The 18,026-nt window shown below is 56.3% G+C and carries 15 protein-coding genes and 1 pseudogene; 9 read left to right on the top strand and 7 right to left on the bottom strand.

Annotation, left to right across the window (positions count from 1 at the left end; translation table 11 throughout):
- The first annotated feature begins 20 nt into the window (after window positions 1-20).
- From ACT9TW_RS17395 to narI, 4 genes are read left to right on the top strand one after another with little or no spacing between them, the layout of a single operon-like run.
- A complete protein-coding gene (locus ACT9TW_RS17395) occupies window positions 21-3,761 on the top strand; it encodes a nitrate reductase subunit alpha (protein WP_446493194.1) in 3,741 nt (1,246 codons plus the stop codon).
- Entirely contained in the window at window positions 3,758-5,302 is a 1,545-nt protein-coding gene (narH, locus tag ACT9TW_RS17400; RefSeq protein ID WP_182061202.1) for a nitrate reductase subunit beta, read from the top strand. Before ACT9TW_RS17395 ends, narH begins: the two co-directional genes overlap by 4 nt.
- A complete protein-coding gene (gene narW / locus ACT9TW_RS17405) occupies window positions 5,302-5,997 on the top strand; it encodes a nitrate reductase molybdenum cofactor assembly chaperone (protein ID WP_446493195.1) in 696 nt (231 codons plus the stop codon). The genes narH and narW overlap by 1 nt, the downstream gene beginning before the upstream one ends.
- Window positions 5,994-6,674 carry a respiratory nitrate reductase subunit gamma gene (gene narI / locus ACT9TW_RS17410; RefSeq protein WP_014070379.1) on the top strand — a complete coding sequence of 227 codons (681 nt, stop codon included), beginning with the start codon at window positions 5,994-5,996 and terminating at the stop codon, window positions 6,672-6,674. Before narW ends, narI begins: the two co-directional genes overlap by 4 nt.
- 78 nt (window positions 6,675-6,752) lie before the next feature.
- Here narI and nhoA read toward each other — a convergent pair whose 3' ends face one another.
- The 4 genes from nhoA to ACT9TW_RS17430 all read right to left on the bottom strand — a co-directional run bounded on the left by nhoA (window position 6,753) and on the right by ACT9TW_RS17430 (window position 11,024).
- Entirely contained in the window at window positions 6,753-7,598 is an 846-nt protein-coding gene (gene nhoA, locus ACT9TW_RS17415; protein WP_446493196.1) for an N-hydroxyarylamine O-acetyltransferase, read from the bottom strand.
- 73 nt (window positions 7,599-7,671) lie between these two features.
- Window positions 7,672-9,327 (bottom strand): ABC transporter permease, encoded by a 1,656-nt coding sequence (locus tag ACT9TW_RS17420; protein WP_446493197.1) that lies wholly within the window; start codon window positions 9,325-9,327, stop codon window positions 7,672-7,674.
- A 39-nt stretch (window positions 9,328-9,366) separates the two neighbouring features.
- Window positions 9,367-10,335, bottom strand: a complete 969-nt coding sequence (locus ACT9TW_RS17425; RefSeq protein ID WP_446493198.1) for an ABC transporter substrate-binding protein — start codon at window positions 10,333-10,335, stop codon at window positions 9,367-9,369.
- Window positions 10,332-11,024 (bottom strand): ABC transporter ATP-binding protein, encoded by a 693-nt coding sequence (locus ACT9TW_RS17430; RefSeq protein WP_446493199.1) that lies wholly within the window; start codon window positions 11,022-11,024, stop codon window positions 10,332-10,334. The genes ACT9TW_RS17425 and ACT9TW_RS17430 overlap by 4 nt, the downstream gene beginning before the upstream one ends.
- Window positions 11,025-11,160: 136 nt before the next feature.
- Between ACT9TW_RS17430 and ACT9TW_RS17435 the strand changes: the two genes are divergently transcribed.
- A complete protein-coding gene (locus ACT9TW_RS17435; protein WP_446493200.1) occupies window positions 11,161-11,733 on the top strand; it encodes a flavin reductase family protein in 573 nt (190 codons plus the stop codon).
- A gap of 45 nt (window positions 11,734-11,778) precedes the next feature.
- On the opposite strand, the gene fusA is transcribed toward ACT9TW_RS17435, so the two are convergent.
- The gene (gene fusA, locus ACT9TW_RS17440; RefSeq protein ID WP_446493201.1) at window positions 11,779-13,878 is read right to left on the bottom strand and encodes an elongation factor G; all 2,100 of its coding nucleotides are present in this window, start codon (window positions 13,876-13,878) and stop codon (window positions 11,779-11,781) included.
- A 161-nt stretch (window positions 13,879-14,039) separates the two neighbouring features.
- Between fusA and ACT9TW_RS17445 the strand changes: the two genes are divergently transcribed.
- Window positions 14,040-14,339, top strand: coding sequence for an ArsR/SmtB family transcription factor (locus ACT9TW_RS17445; RefSeq protein ID WP_014070388.1), 300 nt, complete (start codon window positions 14,040-14,042; stop codon window positions 14,337-14,339).
- A 35-nt stretch (window positions 14,340-14,374) separates the two neighbouring features.
- Window positions 14,375-14,743: pseudogene (locus tag ACT9TW_RS17450) on the top strand (GNAT family N-acetyltransferase); the annotation flags it as partial.
- A gap of 13 nt (window positions 14,744-14,756) precedes the next feature.
- Here the strand turns inward: ACT9TW_RS17450 and ACT9TW_RS17455 are convergent.
- Window positions 14,757-15,359, bottom strand: a complete 603-nt coding sequence (locus tag ACT9TW_RS17455; protein ID WP_446493202.1) for a helix-turn-helix domain-containing protein — start codon at window positions 15,357-15,359, stop codon at window positions 14,757-14,759.
- Between the two features lie 43 nt (window positions 15,360-15,402).
- Between ACT9TW_RS17455 and ACT9TW_RS17460 the strand changes: the two genes are divergently transcribed.
- Complete coding sequence (locus ACT9TW_RS17460; RefSeq protein WP_182061213.1) at window positions 15,403-16,089, top strand: B3/B4 domain-containing protein; 687 nt, start codon at window positions 15,403-15,405, stop codon at window positions 16,087-16,089.
- A 27-nt stretch (window positions 16,090-16,116) separates the two neighbouring features.
- Window positions 16,117-17,010 carry a dihydrodipicolinate synthase family protein gene (locus ACT9TW_RS17465; protein WP_446493203.1) on the top strand — a complete coding sequence of 298 codons (894 nt, stop codon included), beginning with the start codon at window positions 16,117-16,119 and terminating at the stop codon, window positions 17,008-17,010.
- Window positions 17,011-17,020: 10 nt separating this feature from the next.
- Here the strand turns inward: ACT9TW_RS17465 and ACT9TW_RS17470 are convergent, their stop codons facing one another.
- Window positions 17,021-17,914 carry a PhzF family phenazine biosynthesis protein gene (locus ACT9TW_RS17470; protein ID WP_446493204.1) on the bottom strand — a complete coding sequence of 298 codons (894 nt, stop codon included), beginning with the start codon at window positions 17,912-17,914 and terminating at the stop codon, window positions 17,021-17,023.
- Window positions 17,915-18,026: the final 112 nt, after the last annotated feature.

An 18,026-nucleotide genomic window follows, 5' to 3' on the forward strand; every position in this document is an offset into this window, starting at 1 on the left:
ATCGGAGCAGGAGAAATGTCATGAGTAAACTGTTGGATCGCTTTCGTTATTTCAAACAAAAAGGCGATACGTTCGCCGATGGACACGGGCAGATGTACAACACCAACCGTGACTGGGAGGACAGCTATCGCCAGCGCTGGCAGTTCGACAAAATTGTGCGATCCACCCACGGCGTGAACTGTACCGGCTCCTGTAGCTGGAAAATCTATGTCAAAAACGGGTTAGTGACCTGGGAAACGCAGCAAACCGACTACCCCCGCACCCGCCCGGATTTACCGAACCACGAACCGCGCGGCTGCCCGCGTGGCGCAAGCTACTCCTGGTATCTGTACAGCGCCAACCGCCTGAAATACCCGCTGGTGCGCCGTAAGCTGATTGAACTGTGGCGCGACGCGCTGGCGCAGCATAACGATCCGGTGCTGGCGTGGGATGCCATCCAGAGTGACCCGCAAAAGAGCCAAAGCTATAAACAGGCGCGCGGGCGCGGCGGGTTTATCCGATCGAACTGGAAAGAGCTGAACCAGCTGATCGCCGCCGCCAACGTCTGGACTATCAAGAATTTTGGCCCGGATCGCGTGGCCGGTTTCTCACCTATTCCGGCGATGTCGATGGTTTCTTACGCTGCCGGGACACGCTATCTCTCGCTGTTAGGCGGAACCTGCCTGAGCTTCTATGACTGGTACTGCGATTTACCGCCCGCATCGCCGATGACCTGGGGCGAGCAGACCGACGTACCGGAATCTGCCGACTGGTACAACTCCAGCTATATCATCGCCTGGGGCTCTAACGTGCCGCAGACCCGCACGCCCGATGCCCACTTCTTTACCGAAGTACGCTATAAAGGGACCAAAACCGTTGCCATTACCCCGGATTTCTCCGAAGTAGCGAAGCTCAGTGACCAGTGGCTGGCGCCAAAACAAGGCACCGACAGCGCCCTGGCCATGGCGATGGGCCATGTGATCCTCAAAGAATTCCACCTGAATAACCCAAGCGACTATTTCCTGAACTACTGCCGCCGTTACACGGACATGCCGATGCTGGTTATGCTGGATGAGCGGGACGATGGCTATGTGGTTCCTGGCCGAATGCTGCGCGCATCAGACCTTGCTGACGGGCTTGGTGAAGCCAATAACCCGGAATGGAAAACCATCGCCTTTGATATCGCCGGTAACCTGGTCGCACCGAATGGCTCAATTGGTTTTCGCTGGGGCGAAAAAGGCAAATGGAACCTCGAGCCGCTGGCGGCCGGGCATGAAACGGAGCTTACGCTCTCTTTGCTGATCACCCACGACAGTATCACCGATGTCGCTTTCCCCTATTTCGGTGGCAACGAGAACCCGCATTTCCGCAGCGTGAAACAAGAGCCGGTCCTGGTTCGCCGCTTGCCCAGCAAAACCCTGACGCTGGCCGATGGCAGCCAGAAACGCGTGGTCAGCGTGTATGATCTGGTGCTGGCAAACTACGGGCTTGATCGCGGTCTGGAAGATACCAATGCGGCGAAAGATTACGCTGAAATCAAAGCCTACACCCCTGGCTGGGGCGCGCAGATTACCGGCGTACCGGCGTATCTGATTGAAAAAATTGCCCGCGAGTTTGCCGATACCGCGAATAAAACCCATGGCCGCTCCATGATTATTCTCGGTGCCGGGGTGAACCACTGGTATCACATGGACATGAATTACCGTGGGATGATCAACATGCTGGTCTTCTGCGGTTGTGTCGGGCAAAGCGGCGGCGGCTGGTCGCACTATGTCGGCCAGGAAAAGCTGCGCCCACAAACCGGCTGGCTGCCGCTGGCCTTCGCGCTGGACTGGAACCGTCCGCCGCGTCAGATGAACAGCACCTCATATTTCTACAACCATGCGAGCCAGTGGCGCTACGAAAAACTGACCGCGCAGGAACTGCTCTCTCCGCTGGCGGATGTCTCTAAATTCACCGGACATCTGATCGACTTTAATGTGCGCGCTGAACGCATGGGCTGGCTGCCGTCTGCGCCACAGCTTAACCTCAACCCGCTGCACATCAAGGCCCGCTCGGATGCTGCCGGAATGACACCGCAGGAGTACACCGTCCAGGCATTAAAATCAGGTGATATCCGCTTTGCCTGCGAACAACCAGACAACGGCAAAAACCACCCGCGTAACCTGTTTGTCTGGCGCTCTAACCTGCTTGGCTCGTCCGGTAAAGGCCACGAGTACATGCTCAAATATTTGCTCGGTACCGAAAGCGGGATTCAGGGCGAGGATTTAGGCTCAACGGATGATGTCAAACCCGAAGAGGTGGAATGGCAGACTAAAGCCATCGAAGGCAAGCTCGACCTGCTGGTGACGCTTGATTTCCGTATGTCGAGCACCTGCCTGTTCTCGGATATCGTCCTGCCGACCGCCACCTGGTATGAAAAAGACGACATGAATACCTCGGATATGCATCCGTTTATTCACCCGCTTTCAGCCGCCGTTGATCCGGCGTGGGAATCCCGTAGCGACTGGGAGATCTACAAAGGCATCGCCAAAGTTTTCTCTGAAGTATGTGTCGGCCATCTGGGCACCGAAACGGACGTGGTGCTGCAACCGTTACAGCACGACTCCCCGGCGGAGCTGTCGCAGCCGTTTGATATCCAGGACTGGCGCAAAGGGGAATGTGACCTTATCCCCGGTAAAACGGCTCCGAGTATTGCGGTGGTGGAACGTAACTATCCGGATACCTATGAACGCTTCACTTCCCTCGGCCCACTGCTGGATAAGCTTGGCAACGGCGGGAAAGGCATTTCGTGGAACACGCAAAACGAGGTCGATTTCCTCGGCAAGCTGAACTACGTCAAACTCGACGGCCCGGCAAAAGGTCGCCCACTGATTGAAACGGCGATTGATGCCTCTGAGGTGATCCTCGCCCTGGCACCAGAAACCAACGGCCAAGTGGCGGTAAAAGCCTGGGAAGCACTCGGGCAACTGACCGGACGCGATCACACGCACCTGGCAATCAACAAAGAAGACGAGAAAATCCGCTTCCGTGATATCCAGGCCCAGCCGCGCAAAATCATCTCCAGCCCGACATGGTCTGGTCTTGAGAGCGAGCATGTTTCTTATAACGCCGGGTACACCAACGTACACGAACTGATCCCGTGGCGGACGATTTCCGGGCGTCAGCAGCTGTATCAGGATCACACCTGGATGCGCGCATTCGGGGAGAGCCTGGTGGCCTATCGTCCGCCAATTGATACCCGCAGCGTCACCCACATGCGCGAGATCCCACCGAACGGCTTCCCGGAGAAAGCGCTGAACTTCCTGACGCCGCACCAGAAATGGGGCATTCACTCCACCTACAGCGAAAACCTGCTGATGCAGACCCTGTCTCGCGGCGGGCCGATTGTCTGGATAAGCGAAGCGGACGCCAAAGAGTTAGGCATTGAAGATAACGACTGGATCGAAGCCTTCAATGCCAACGGCGCCCTCACCGCCCGCGCGGTGGTCAGCCAGCGCGTGCCGCCGGGCATGACCATGATGTACCACGCTCAGGAGCGCATTCTGAACATTCCGGGTTCAGAAGTGACCGGCCGTCGTGGCGGTATTCACAACTCGGTGACGCGCGTCTGCCCGAAACCGACGCACATGATCGGCGGTTACGCGCAGCTGGCGTACAGCTTCAACTACTACGGTACCGTCGGCTCCAACCGCGACGAATTCATCATGATCCGCAAAATGAAAAACATTAACTGGCTGGACGGCGAAGGTCGGGATCAGATTCAGGAGGCGAAAAAATGAAAATACGCTCACAGGTTGGAATGGTACTGAATCTCGATAAATGCATTGGCTGCCACACCTGCTCGGTCACCTGTAAAAACGTCTGGACCGGGCGTGAAGGCATGGAATATGCGTGGTTCAACAACGTCGAAACCAAGCCGGGTATCGGCTACCCGAAAAACTGGGAAGATCAGGAGGAGTGGCAAGGCGGCTGGGTACGAGGTATTACCGGCAAGTTGACGCCACGCCTCGGCAGCCGCGTGGGCGTTCTGTCGAAAATCTTCGCCAACCCGTCCCTGCCGGGCATTGACGATTACTACGAACCCTTCACTTTCGACTACCAGGATCTGCACCGCGCACCGGAGGGAGACCACCTGCCCACCGCCCGCCCGCGCTCGCTGATTAGCGGCAAACGGATGGACAAAATCGTCGGTGGCCCGAACTGGGAAGAGCTGCTGGGTGGCGAGTTCGAAAAACGCGCCCGCGACCGCAACTTCCAGAAGATCCAGAAAGAGATGTACGGCCAGTTTGAAAACACCTTCATGATGTACCTGCCGCGCCTGTGCGAACACTGCCTCAACCCGAGCTGTGTCGCCACCTGCCCGAGCGGCGCTATCTACAAGCGTGAAGAAGACGGCATTGTGCTGATCGACCAGGACAAGTGCCGCGGCTGGCGCATGTGCATCAGCGGCTGCCCATACAAAAAAATCTACTTCAACTGGAAGAGCGGCAAGTCAGAAAAATGCATCTTCTGCTATCCGCGCATTGAATCAGGCCAGCCGACCGTCTGCTCGGAAACCTGCGTCGGGCGTATCCGTTACCTCGGCGTACTGCTGTATGACGCAGACCGTATCGAAGAAGCGGCGAGCACCGAGCATGAAACCGATCTCTACGAGCGTCAATGCGATGTGTTCCTCGACCCGCACGATCCCGCAGTGATTGAAGAAGCGGTGAAACAAGGCATTCCGCAGAACGTGATTGATGCCGCCCAGCGTTCACCGGTTTATAAAATGGCGATGGACTGGAAGCTGGCCCTGCCGCTGCATCCGGAATACCGCACCCTGCCGATGGTCTGGTATGTGCCGCCGCTGTCGCCGATTCAGTCTTACGCTGACGCGGGTGGCCTGCCGATGAACGACGGCGTGCTCCCTGCCGTAGAAAACCTGCGTATTCCGGTGCAGTACCTGGCGAACATGCTCAGCGCAGGCGATACCGGGCCGGTGCTGCGCGCCCTGAAACGCATGATGGCGATGCGCCATTACAAACGCTCCCAGACCGTTGAGGGTGTGACCGATACCCGCGCCATCGAGGAAGTGGGCCTGAGCGTGGAACAGGTTGAGGAGATGTACCGTTATCTTGCGATTGCCAACTATGAAGACCGCTTTGTGATCCCAACCAGCCACCGCGAAATGGCGCAGGACGCCTTCCCGGAGAAGAACGGCTGCGGCTTTACCTTTGGCGACGGCTGCCACGGCTCCGACACCAAATTTAACCTCTTCAACAGCCATCGCATTGATGCCATCAACATCTCCGAGGTGCGCGAACATGGGGAGGGAGAATAATGCAAATCCTTAAAATCATCGCGCTGCTGATTGAGTATCCCGATGAAACACTGTGGGAAAGCCGTGACGAAGCGCTTTGGCTTATTGCGCAGGATGCGCCCGTGCTGCTGCCGTTTGCCCGGCAGCACCTGGGCGCAAACCTGCTGGATAAACAGGCTGAGTGGTGTGAAGTGTTTGAGCGTGGCCGCGCAACCTCACTGCTGCTGTTTGAACATGTTCATGCGGAATCCCGCGATCGCGGACAGGCAATGGTTGATCTCATGGGGCAATATGAGAAAGCCGGGCTTCAGCTGGACTGCCGCGAGCTGCCGGACTATCTGCCGCTGTATCTGGAATACCTCAGTATCGTCACCAATGACGAGGCGCGCGAAGGGCTGCAAAACGTGGCGCCGATCCTGGCGCTGATTGGCGGTCGCCTGAAACAACGCGGTGTGGCGCATTATCAGCTGTTTGATGCCCTGCTGTCGCTAGCCGGCAGCCGCCTTACCAGCGACAGCGTGGCAAAACAGGTTTCAGGTGAAAAACGGGATGATACCCGCCAGGCGCTGGACGCGGTCTGGGAAGAGGAACAGGTTAAGTTTATTGAGGACAACGCCACATCGTGCGACAGCTCGCCGATGCAGCAATATCAACGACGCTTTAGCCAGGACGTCGCCCCGCAGTACGTCGACGTCAGCGCCGGAGGCCCAAAATGATCCAGTATCTGAACGTCTTTTTCTATGATATCTACCCCTACCTGTGCGGCACGGTTTTCCTGGTGGGAAGCTGGCTGCGTTACGACTACGGGCAGTACACCTGGAGAGCCTCATCAAGTCAGATGCTGGATAAACGCGGGATGGTGCTGTGGTCGAACTTGTTCCATATCGGCATTCTGGGGATCTTCTTCGGCCACCTGTTCGGGATGCTGACACCGCACTGGGTTTATTCGTGGTTCCTGCCGATGTCGCAAAAACAGCTGATGGCGATGATTGCCGGTGGCGTGTGCGGTGTACTGACGCTGGTGGGCGGTGCGGGTCTGCTGGTGCGCCGGCTGACCAACCCGCGGATTCGGGCGACCTCATCAACCGCCGATATCCTGATCCTCTGCGTGCTGCTGGTGCAGTGTATTCTCGGTCTGACCACGATCCCGTTTTCAGCTCAACACCCGGACGGCAGTGAAATGCTGAAACTGGTGGACTGGGCGCAGGCGGTCGTCACCTTCCGCGGTGGTGCGTCAGCGCATCTGGACGGTGTGGCGTTTATCTTCCGCGTTCACCTGGTGCTGGGGATGACCATCTTCCTGCTGTTCCCGTTCACGCGTCTGGTGCACGTGTGGAGCGCGCCGGTGGAGTATCTGACGCGCAGGTATCAGGTGGTCCGATCGCGCCGCTGATGGTGCCGGGTGATGGCTACGCCTTACCGGGCCTACGTTCGGGGATTTTGTAGGCCGGGTAAGCGTTAGCGCGCCGGGCTATTTTCCGGCCTGTGGATGTGTTTCAAACCCGGCCATTACCGCCGTCAGTTCTGCCAGCGAAAAACCGTGTTTTGGGTCGTCCACACCCAGCCCAAACCGTTCTGCCATCAATGCATACAGCGCTTCTGCATCCGCCAGATGGACTTGCTCTTCCACATGCCCGTTCTGCCAGTGGGTAAAGTTAAAGTTGGTCAGGGTCAGTTTGCCGCCCTCCGGCAGATGACGACACATCAGCAAATGGTGGCGGAAATGCGATTGCGGCCAGTGCGCCGACCAGAAATTCCCCATCACATAATCACTGAAATACTGCGCCGTCAGGTCGAAATGGTACATCGACTGCCAGTGCTCGTGATGGCGGAACTGGAGCACCCAGTCGTTGCCTTCGCTGAGCAGCCGATAAAGCCCGTGCGGAGTGGCTTGTTCTTTATTGGCAATTAAGCGAATCGGCGCCGTCAGCGTCTGTCCGCCAAAACCTACGTCCGCAATCCAGCGCTCGCCGTTAAGCTCAACCAGTAGTAACCGATGCGTGCGCGGCGGCATTTGTGGAGGATTAGATAACACCACGCGACCCAGTACGCTGCGCACCGTAAAGCCGATTTCACGCAATACGCGCTCGAACAGGCCGTTTTGCTCAAAGCAGTAACCGCCGCGGCGCGCCGTCACCAGCTTGTCGACCAGGCACTGATCCTCAAGATGAATTTCGCGCGGCAGCACGACGTCGATATTTTCAAAGGGGATGGTGCAGTTATGCTGCAAATGCAGCGCATGCAGGGTGTCGATATCAACCGATACAGGCTGTTGCCAGCCTGTTCGCGCAAAATACGCACTCAGAAATGGAGACATGTCAGAGGTTCCTTGTTCAGTGATTCCCTGTTTATAAACTATTTTTGTCTGCCCACTGGTGCAAAAGTGCTTTTTATCTTTGGGTATTGCGCTGCATGATGCCAAGCGCAACCAGCATCAAAATCAGCCCGGTGATGAGTGTCAGGGTTGCCATCGCCATCCCTTGTCCGACTGAACCTTGTTCGAACTGCCGCCAGATAAAGACCGACACGGTCTGCGTTCCCGCTGGCGCAAGTAATAACGATGTCACCAGCTCACGCGAGGCGATAGCAAACACCATCAGCATCGCCGCCAGCAGTGCAGGCGACACCAGCGGCATCACAATAAAACGTAACGCCTGAAACGCCGACGCCCCGTGAACCCGCGCGGCAGGCTCCAGATTACCGCCAAGCTGGCGTAAGGCACTGCCCACATAACGCACCGGCCATGGCAGGAGCAAACAACTGTACGACAGCAGTAAAATGACCCAGGTGTTATAGGGCGAAACGGGCCAGAAGCGCTGATTCCACAAAAGGATCAGCCCCACACCCACCACAATTCCTGGCAGCGCGGCAGGCATCAGCGACAGCGCATCCAGCGCCGCGCGCCCTTTTATCTTCTGCACAACCACCAGCCAGGACGCCAGCAGCCCCAACATCCCGGTGATACACGCGGCACCCAACGCCAGCGACAGACTGGTGCCCAGCGCAGAAAGCGCGTCACCCTGCTGGCTAAACAGCGCCACATAATGTGACATTGTCACGTTAGACAGCGTCACCCCACCGGATAAGGTTCCTAACACCCCGGATAACGCCATCGATGCGCCCGGCAGGATCACTGCAATACCGCCCACAATTGCCATCATCACCACTATCGGCAGCGTAAATACGCCCGCGTTCGCCCCGCTATTTTCCGTCGGTTTGCCGGTCACGCTGGTGACATCATGATGTCCGGTCAGCTTTTTCTGTAACCCCCACGCCGACAGGGCGATAACCATCAGCACCACAGAAAGCATCGACGCCCCGGAAAGATCCACCGGCCAGTCAGCCAGTTTCTTTTCGATATCCGTGGTTAGCATCAGCACGCCCGCGCGGGTGCCCAGCGCCGCAGGTACGCCAAACTCCTCAATGGCCAGGGTAAATGCAAGCAGCATTCCTGCCGCCAACGCCGGTGACAACATCGGCAAGGTGATATGCCAGAAAGCCCTGGCGGCACTCGCGCCGTGAACGCGGGCCACCAGCGCCAGACGCTGCCCACTCGCCAGCAGGCTGCGCGACACCGCAAAATAGACCACTGGGAAAATGTTCAGCGCCATCACCAGCACGATGCCGGTTTTACTGAACAGCACATCGTTGAGATTGATGCCGGTTAACTGCTGGAGATAGCCGTTGGTTTGCAATACCAGCATCCACGACAATGCCGCAATATAGGGTGGCGTTAAGAACGGGATCAGAAAAAGCAAATCCCACAGCCGTGGCGCAGGCAGGTTCAACAGCCCCCGGGCAACCCCAAGCGGAAAACCGATTAAGGCACTCACCAGCGCAACACCGATGGCAATCTGAAGCGTTCCGCCAAGCATCGCGGGCAGTTGTGGCTCAGCCAGCAGCGTGCGAACGCCGCTAAAGGCGCCACTAAAGTCACCTGAGTAAAATTGCGGGAACACCGCCTGTAAGGTGATAAACAACAACGGAAACGCCACCAGGATAACCAGCAGCGTCAGCGTCATCGCAGACAAGAGTCGTTGATTCACGAGAGGTTCCTGAAGACGGGGTTTCCCCCGTCAGGTGGATTACAGAGCGAAAATGGCGTTGAAACGCTTGAGAATATCGCCACGCGCGCTGGTGCCATCGCTTTTGGTTGGCAGCACTTTCAGCTCGCCTAACAGCGGACGTTTCGCCTTCACATCTTCGCGGGCAGGCATTAGCCAGGCGTCGGCCACCATCGCCTGACCTTCTGGCGACAGCACATAATCCACAAAGGCTTTCGCATCGTCGGCGTGTTGCGTCGATTTAAGGATCATCATCGGACGCGGCGCAATCACCGTACCGCTGGCCGGAAAGATAACTTTCAACGATTCACCCTGGCTGATATTGCCATAAGAGACATAATCCACCGCGCCGAACACGGCCGCTTTCGCGCCCTGCATCACGGGCATGACGGCCTGCGCGTTCGGGCCGCTCACCACCATGCCGTTCTTTTTCAGTTCATCAAACAGCGCCCAGGCTTTATCACCCATCCCGTTTTGCAGACCGATCAGCAAATCCAGCGATGCACCAGACAGCGCCGGGTCTGGCGTGGTGACTTTGTCTTTAAAGGCGTCGGTGGTCAGGTCCTGCCACTCTTTCGGCTCTGGCGTCCCGCTTTTGGTGTTCCAGACGATCCCGAGCGCCGACACCCCTTGCGCCACGAAGTCAGTAGATTTGAGGTCCGCCGGGACTTTTTGCGCATTGGCGCTCTGGTACGGCAGCAGCCAGCCACGGGTATGCAGATCCTCTGCGGTATCCCAGGATGCAGAGATCAAAATATCCGCCTGTGGGTTAGCTTGTTCTGCTTCCAGACGTGCCATCACCTTGCCGGTCGTGGCCTGGAAGATGTCGACTTTCACGCCGGTTTTCTTTTCAAATCCCGTTGCCAGATTTTTAGCAAGCGATCCCGGGCCTGCGGTATAGACAGTCAGCGCGTGAGCGCTGGACATCATGACGGACGATAACGCCATTGCGAGCAGAACTCCTTTTTTCACGGACATTGTGGCTTTCATGCAAACTCCCCTGAGGATGAAATCAAATGATCGGCAGCAACGCTGCCAGCAGATAAATGCACGATGCGATCGGCCAGGATTTCAGCCTCCCGACGGTCGTGGGTAACGTACACGGCAGTCGTCCCGAGCTGGCGCAGCAGTGTGGCCATCTCCTGACACAGTGATTCACGCAGTTCGCTATCGAGGTTGGAGAGCGGCTCATCGAAGAGAAGCACACGGGGTTCGGCGACAATGGCGCGGGCAAGCGCTACACGCTGCTGCTGGCCGCCCGATAATCCGGCCGGTTTACGCCCGGCAAAATCCCCCAGCCCCACGCGCGACAAGGCCTTCGCTACGCGGGATTCACATTCCGGGCGAGGGATATTGCGCATCTTTAACGGGAAGGCGACATTCTGCGCCACGGTCATATGCGGCCATAGGGCATAGTCCTGAAAGACCATACCGATATCGCGGGCGTCAGGCGGTAATGACCACCCTGCTTTCGCGACCAGGCGTTCACCAAACAAGAGTTCGCCCGAGGCAGGCTGTGTCAGCCCGGCGAGCAGACGGAGCAATGTACTTTTGCCGCACCCTGATGGCCCTAACAGCGCAACCACACTGCCAGCCTCAATGTGCAGATCTATCTGATTCAATACAGTATTCGCGCCAAAAGCGTACGACACGCTTTTGAGCGTTATGGAAGTGAGCATATTGTTATCCTCTTTGGGATTTACTGTCGGCCACTGTAGGGAGCGAGTGTGACGAAAACATGACGATCATGTTGCGTCTTGATTTCTTATGCGCTTCAGTCGTTTAATGCCGATAGCCACGTTGAGAGGAATATCTATGAGCGCGTTTCGCCCTGTTGAGTTAAAGCACGCCAGCCGTCTGCTGAATCACGGCCCTACGGTGTTGATCACCAGCCGTGATGAATCGATCGGTCGCCGCAACGTGATGGCCGCGGCCTGGTCGATGCCCGTCGAGTTCGAACCGCCGCGCATTGCCATCGTGGTGGATAAAAGCGCCTGGTCGCGTGAATTAATTGAGCGCAGCGGTAAATTTGGCATCGTGATCCCGGGCGTGGCGGCAGCAAACTGGACTTATGCGGTCGGCAGCGTAAGCGGGCGCGATGAAGATAAATTCAACTGCTATGGCATCCCGACGATCAACGGCCCGGTGCTTGGTCTGCCGGTAATTGAAGAGAAGTGTCTGGCGTGGATGGAGTGCCGCTTATTGCCGGTCACCTCCGCCGCAGAGAAATACGACACCTTGTTTGGGGAAGTGGTTTCCGCAGCAGCGGATGAGCGCGTATTTGTGGCCGGTCGCTGGCAGTTTGACGGGGATAAGCTGAATACGCTGCACCACCTCGGCGCCGGAACGTTTGTGACCAGTGGGAAGATGGTGAAGGCACCGGATTAAAAAAAGGGGTGAGTGAACAAGCCTGTCCCCTCACCCCAGTCAATCTTACTTCGTACGCCCTGCTATGATTTCATCCGCCACATTACGCGGTGCTTCCGCATAATGATGGAACTCCATCGTGTAGGTCGCGCGACCCTGCGACATCGAACGCAGTGTAGTGGCATAGCCAAACATCTCGGCGAGCGGCACGTCAGCTCGAATAATCTGGCTGCCGTACTGTTCTTCCATGCCCTGCACCATACCCCGGCGGGAAGATAAATCCCCCATGATATTCCCGGCGTAGTCTTCCGGCGTTTCCACTTCGACGTGCATCACCGGCTCAAGAATGACCGGGTCCGCTTTGCGCACTCCATCTTTAAAACCGAGGATTGCCGCCATACGGAATGCCATCTCCGAGGAGTCGACATCGTGATACGAACCAAACGTCAGGGTCGCTTTCACATCCACCACCGGATAACCCGCCAGCACGCCGGTGTTCATGGCTTCGCGCAGCCCTTTTTCCACTGAAGGAATGTACTCGCGCGGCACCACGCCGCCTTTAGTGGCATCTTCAAATTTGAAACCACTTCCCGGCGCTAATGGTTCAAGGCTCAGCACCACATGGCCGTACTGACCTTTACCACCAGACTGGCGTACAAATTTGCCTTCGATATCTTTCACCGCTTTGCGCAGGGTTTCGCGGTACGTTACCTGCGGCCGACCGATGTTCGCCTCTACGCCAAACTCACGCTTCATACGGTCGACGATAATTTCCAGATGCAACTCACCCATCCCGGAGATAATCGTCTGCCCGGACTCCTCGTCTGTGTGCAGACGGAACGACGGATCTTCCGCCGCCAGACGCTGCAACGCGATACCCATTTTTTCCTGGTCCGCTTTGGTTTTCGGCTCGATCGCAAGGGAGATCACCGGGTCCGGGAACTCCATACGTTCAAGCGTGATCACCGCATTCGGGTCAGTCAGCGTGTCGCCGGTCGTGACATCTTTCAGGCCGACACAGGCTGCGATGTCACCCGTTCGCAGTTCATCCACTTCGTGCCGGTCATTGGCGTGCATCAACACAATACGCCCGATGCGCTCTTTTTTGCCTTTCACCGGGTTGTAGACCGCATCGCCTTTTCTCAGCACGCCAGAGTAAACGCGGATAAAGGTCAATTGCCCGACATACGGGTCGCTCATCAGTTTGAACGCCAGCGCTGAGAACGGTTCTTCATCGCTTGGGTGGCGTTCTGCGTGTTGCCCTTTTTCATCCACCCCATCAATGGCCGGAACGTCCAGCGGCGATGGCATCAGCTCGACAATGGCATCAAGCATTCGCTGCACCCCTTTATTTTTAAAGGCGCTGCCACATAGCATCGGCTGGATCTCCCCTGAAATAGTGCGTTTGCGCAGGCCACGGATAATATCGGCCTCATCAAGCTCACCTGTTTCAAGGTATTTATCCATCAGCTCATCGCTGGCTTCCGCCGCCGCCGACACCATTTTTTCCCGCCATTCCTGCGCAGTACTCAGCAACTCTTCAGGCACTGGCGCATAGGTAAACACCATGCCCTGAGTGGCGTCGTCCCAGACGATACTGCGCATCTTGATGAGATCGACCACTCCGCTGAAATGATCTTCTGCGCCAACCGGGATCACAATCGGCACCGGATTGGCTTTCAGGCGATCGTGCATCATCTGCACAACGCGGAAGAAATCAGCCCCCGGGCGGTCCATTTTGTTGACGAACGCCAGGCGCGGCACATGGTATTTATTCGCCTGGCGCCAGACAGTTTCCGACTGCGGCTGTACACCACCTACGGAGTCATACACCATCACCGCGCCGTCGAGCACACGCATGGATCGTTCCACTTCAATGGTGAAATCCACGTGCCCAGGGGTGTCGATGATATTGATCCGGTGCGGCTCAAACCCTCTGTCCATACCCGGCCAGAAGCAGCTAACGGCTGCGGACGTAATGGTAATTCCGCGCTCTTGCTCCTGCGCCATCCAGTCAGTGGTTGCCGCGCCATCGTGTACTTCACCCAATTTGTGACTCATCCCGGTGTAAAACAGGATGCGTTCAGTGGTGGTCGTTTTACCGGCATCGATATGCGCGGAGATACCGATGTTGCGATAACGTTCGAGAGGGATGGGTCGGGGCATGATATTTCCTTAAGTCTCAAAGACTGTGTTGTGAAGGCCAGGATGGCCGCTTATTCATTCGTTTGCTATAATAGTCCTATTGTACGAGTATTATCGAACTATTTTTTCGTGATTGACCTATTGTTGATATAGCTCAATCTGATGACTGACGCAGGAAAACTATGATCCCAAACCACCCGGAACCTGAACAAATACTGCTGGAAAATGTGTTGTTTGCCCTCGGCAACCCGCTACGCTTATCGATAATCCGCCGTCTTGCCGATGGCGAAGAGCTGAGCTGTAATGCTCTGCGACCAGAAGACGTGGTGAAGTCCACCATGACCCATCACTGGCGCGTTTTACGCGACAGCGGCGTGATCTGGCAGCGCCCCCAGGGGCGAGAAAACATGATTTCACTGCGAAGAGACGATCTTGACGCCCGCTTTCCGGGGCTGATGGCAATACTGTTGCAGGTGAAGTGAACCACGTGTAGCCATTTGTCGATAAGGAGCCCAGTTTGCCCGTTGAAACGAAACGCCTGTACCTTCGCCCCGTTGTGGCATCCGATGCAGACGCCCTGTTCCGCATTTACGGCGATCCGGCCACCAACACCTTTAACCCTTCCGGCCCCTATCCTGATCTTCATTATGCAGAAACGGTGCTGGAACGCTGGATACACCACCGTGAACAGCATGGATTTGGTAACTGGGCCATTTCACTTCTCGATACCCCTGCAAGCATTATCGGCTTCGGTGGCCTGAGCATTCTTAGCTATGACGGCATCACGATTAATAATCTCGGATACCGTTTCGCCACCGAAGCATGGGGAAAAGGGCTGGCCACCGAATTTGCTGAAGGCGCGCTGAAATACGGATTTGACGTGCTCTATCGCGCATCACTCAGGATGCTTTTTCATTTACCGTCATGATGAATTTCAGTGGGTGCTCGCCCTGGTTCTCGTAGAAATGAGGGACATCGGTCCTGGCGGTTGCCGAACAACCGGTTTTCACCACGTACAGATGATCCTGTACCCCAAGCGTAAGTGTTCCTGTTTGCACATAAAACAGTTCGAGGGTTCCTTCAGGGTGTCCGGGTGAGGCAAACTTTTCTCCCGGCTGCATTTCCCACATCCAGAGCTCCGTCATATCGGGGCCACCGGACCCCGCAAGAAGCCGCGCCCTTCCCCCCATATCGCCTTTCCAGAGCTCTGGGATTTCATCTTCCGCGATAAGATGCACCGTCGGTTTTGAACTGACATCAACAAAATCAGCCACTGAAACACCCATCGCCGCAGCAAGGCGGCATAACAGCGCAATACTCGGGTTTGCCTTACACCCTTCGATCTCAACCAGTGCGCCTTTGCTGACCCCGGCTCTGCGGGAGAGCTCATCGAGTGACATTTTCTTTTGCTTGCGATACAGCTTGATCCGCTGAGATACGGCTTCATTCACAGAGCTGGCAATGGAATTCGCATCGGTCACTAAATTGACTTTTTTGGTCATAGGTCATTATCATGAAATAAATTGGTCATTACAGGATTATCCCGTGCTAACAGTATCTCCGTCAATTGCCCCTGAAATTTATCGTATTGCGCCTGGTTTTCGGGCACTGAGTATCCACGTAAAAGCCGCGCCGGTATTAAACCCTGGTGCTGGAGAACTAGCGCTACGAGAAGCCTGCGAGGCCGTTCTGGCAGGCGGGCCTGCGTGGGCAGAATCTCATCTGGCGGCATGGGCCGATGTTTTTCAGAAGTTTGGTGCCAAACCCAAGCGTACCCCGTGTTCCGCTGAGGCATTGCGCAAGCGCGTACTGCGTGATGGAATGATGCCGGCACTCGATCCTGTTGTTGATCTGTATAACGCCGTGAGCCTCCGGTACGCCATTCCCGTTGGCGGCGAGAATATTGCGGCTTACCAGGGTGCCCCGTGCCTGACGATTTCAGAAGGCACAGAACCTTTTGATACGGTGAAAGATGGCGAGACTGCAATTGAGTACCCTTCCCCCGGAGAAATTATCTGGCGGGACAACACTGGCGTGACCTGTCGCCGCTGGAACTGGAGACAGGGAATAAGAACGCGTCTGGATGTGCAAGCCCGGCAGATGTGGTTCATTCTGGAAAGCTTGCCACAAATGCCACTGGAACAACTTCATGAAGCCGGAAGAATGCTGACGGATGGCCTTGAAAATATGATGCCCGGCCTGTGGTTTGACGTGGCGCTTCTTACGGAATAACACCCGATATTTTGCAGGAGAAACAACATGTTTACTGGTTTGTGCGCTTTCCCGTTAACCCCTGTCACCAGCAACGATGTTGATGAGGCTGGCTTCCGGAAGATCCTGTCGCGTCTCACCGCCGCACGGGTCGACTCTCTGGGGATATTGGGCTCAACAGGAAGTTATGCGTACCTGACACGAGAACAACGCAAACGTGTTGCTCTCCTTGCCCGTGAACTGGCCGGGGATATTCCGATGATGGTGTGTGTCGGTGCCATCAGCACCGATGCCATTCTGCGTCTGACGGAAGATGCCCAGCAGGCATGCGCGGATGCGCTGCTCCTGCCTGCAGTCAGTTACCAGTCGCTCAGAGATGACGACGTGTTCAGCCTCTTTGAAACGGTGAGCCGGCACACATCACTGCCGATATGCGTGTATGACAATCCCGGCACAACGCATTTTACGTATTCGGATGAACTGCACGGCCGCTTGTCATCGCTGGATGGCGTTGGCTCGGTCAAAATCCCAGGCGTACCTGATACGGCGCAAGCGGCTGCTCAACGTGTCAGGAACTTACGCAGTCAGCTCAAACCGGGTGTGACCATCGGTATCAGCGGGGATGCTTTTGCAGGCCTGGGGCTCAATGCAGGGTGTGAGATTTGGTATTCCGTGTGCGCAGGGCTATTCCCGGAAACCGCACAGCAAATCACCCAGGCGGCAGCGATGAAAGATCATGCCCGTGTTACCGCCCTGGTTGCGCGCCTGGAGCCATTGTGGACGCTTTATCGCAAACATGGCGGCAGTATTCGCGTGGTGGCCGCTGCGGCGGGCATTCTGGGGCTGACTGATGTTGACTGCCTGCCTCGCCCGCTTCAGCCATTATCCGCCGGTGATGTTGCAGAGATTGCCAGCGTAATCAAGTTGTTAGATCTGAAATAGCCTGTTTACGTCAGAGGCTAAACGTACCTTCCATGGTAATGACGCTCTTGCCCCCCACTCTGACCAGCGGCTCACCGGACGTTGCATCGTAATGGGTGTACAGCGAGCTTGCGCGCCCCATATCCACACCCTGGCGGATATGCAGAGCGAGCGTTGTTTTATTCTGAAGCGTTGCCAGCAGGGCCGTAACGGCGGCGGTTGCACTGCCCGTCGCCGGGTCTTCGGTCATACGCGGCGTAAACATCCGCGCGTGAAGATCGCATTGCGCATCGGGAGCGGTTTCTGCGACCCAGGCATAAACAGAGACCGCCCCATCAAGCGGCAGGAGTTCCCGAAATCCCTGTAAATTTGGCACACACTGGCGCAACACCTCGCGTGAGGCCAGCTCCACCACCAGGAATGGCAACCCTACCGAGGCGACAAGCGGATTATGCGTTTTCGTGCTGATCTCCTCCGCGCCCAGAGACAGACAAGCGGCGACTTTTGCAGGACTCACCTCAGAGCGGCAGGATAATGCTTCGGGCACAAGCAGTTCAGCACCTGTAACCTTGCCGTCGTCTTTCAGGATCGTAATCGGGACCAGTCCGGCAATTTCTTCGAACCGCAAGGTATCAGGCACCGCTCTCCCCTCCAGAGCGGCATACTGTGCCAGGACATAGGCAGTGCCCACGTTGGGATGCCCGGCGAAAGGAATTTCACGCGAGGGGGTAAAAATCCTGACTCGCGCAGTGTTTGCCGCCTTATCAGGAGGCAAAACAAACGTTGTTTCGCTGTAGCCAAACTCAACCGCAATCCGTTGCATCTGTTCGGTACTCATACCTTCAGCATCTAAAACAACGGCAACGGGATTGCCGAGAAAAGGGGTATCGGTAAAAACATCAGCAATGGCATAACGTCTTTTCATTATTGGTCCTGAAGTCAATGAGGCAGCGCCACTTCATCATTACACAGTCAAACCCCAGAAAGGTATTTTTTACTCAAAGCAGGCAGTTACGGAATTCCGATATGTGGTGGAT

The organism is Enterobacter sp. C4G1 (assembly GCF_052886895.1).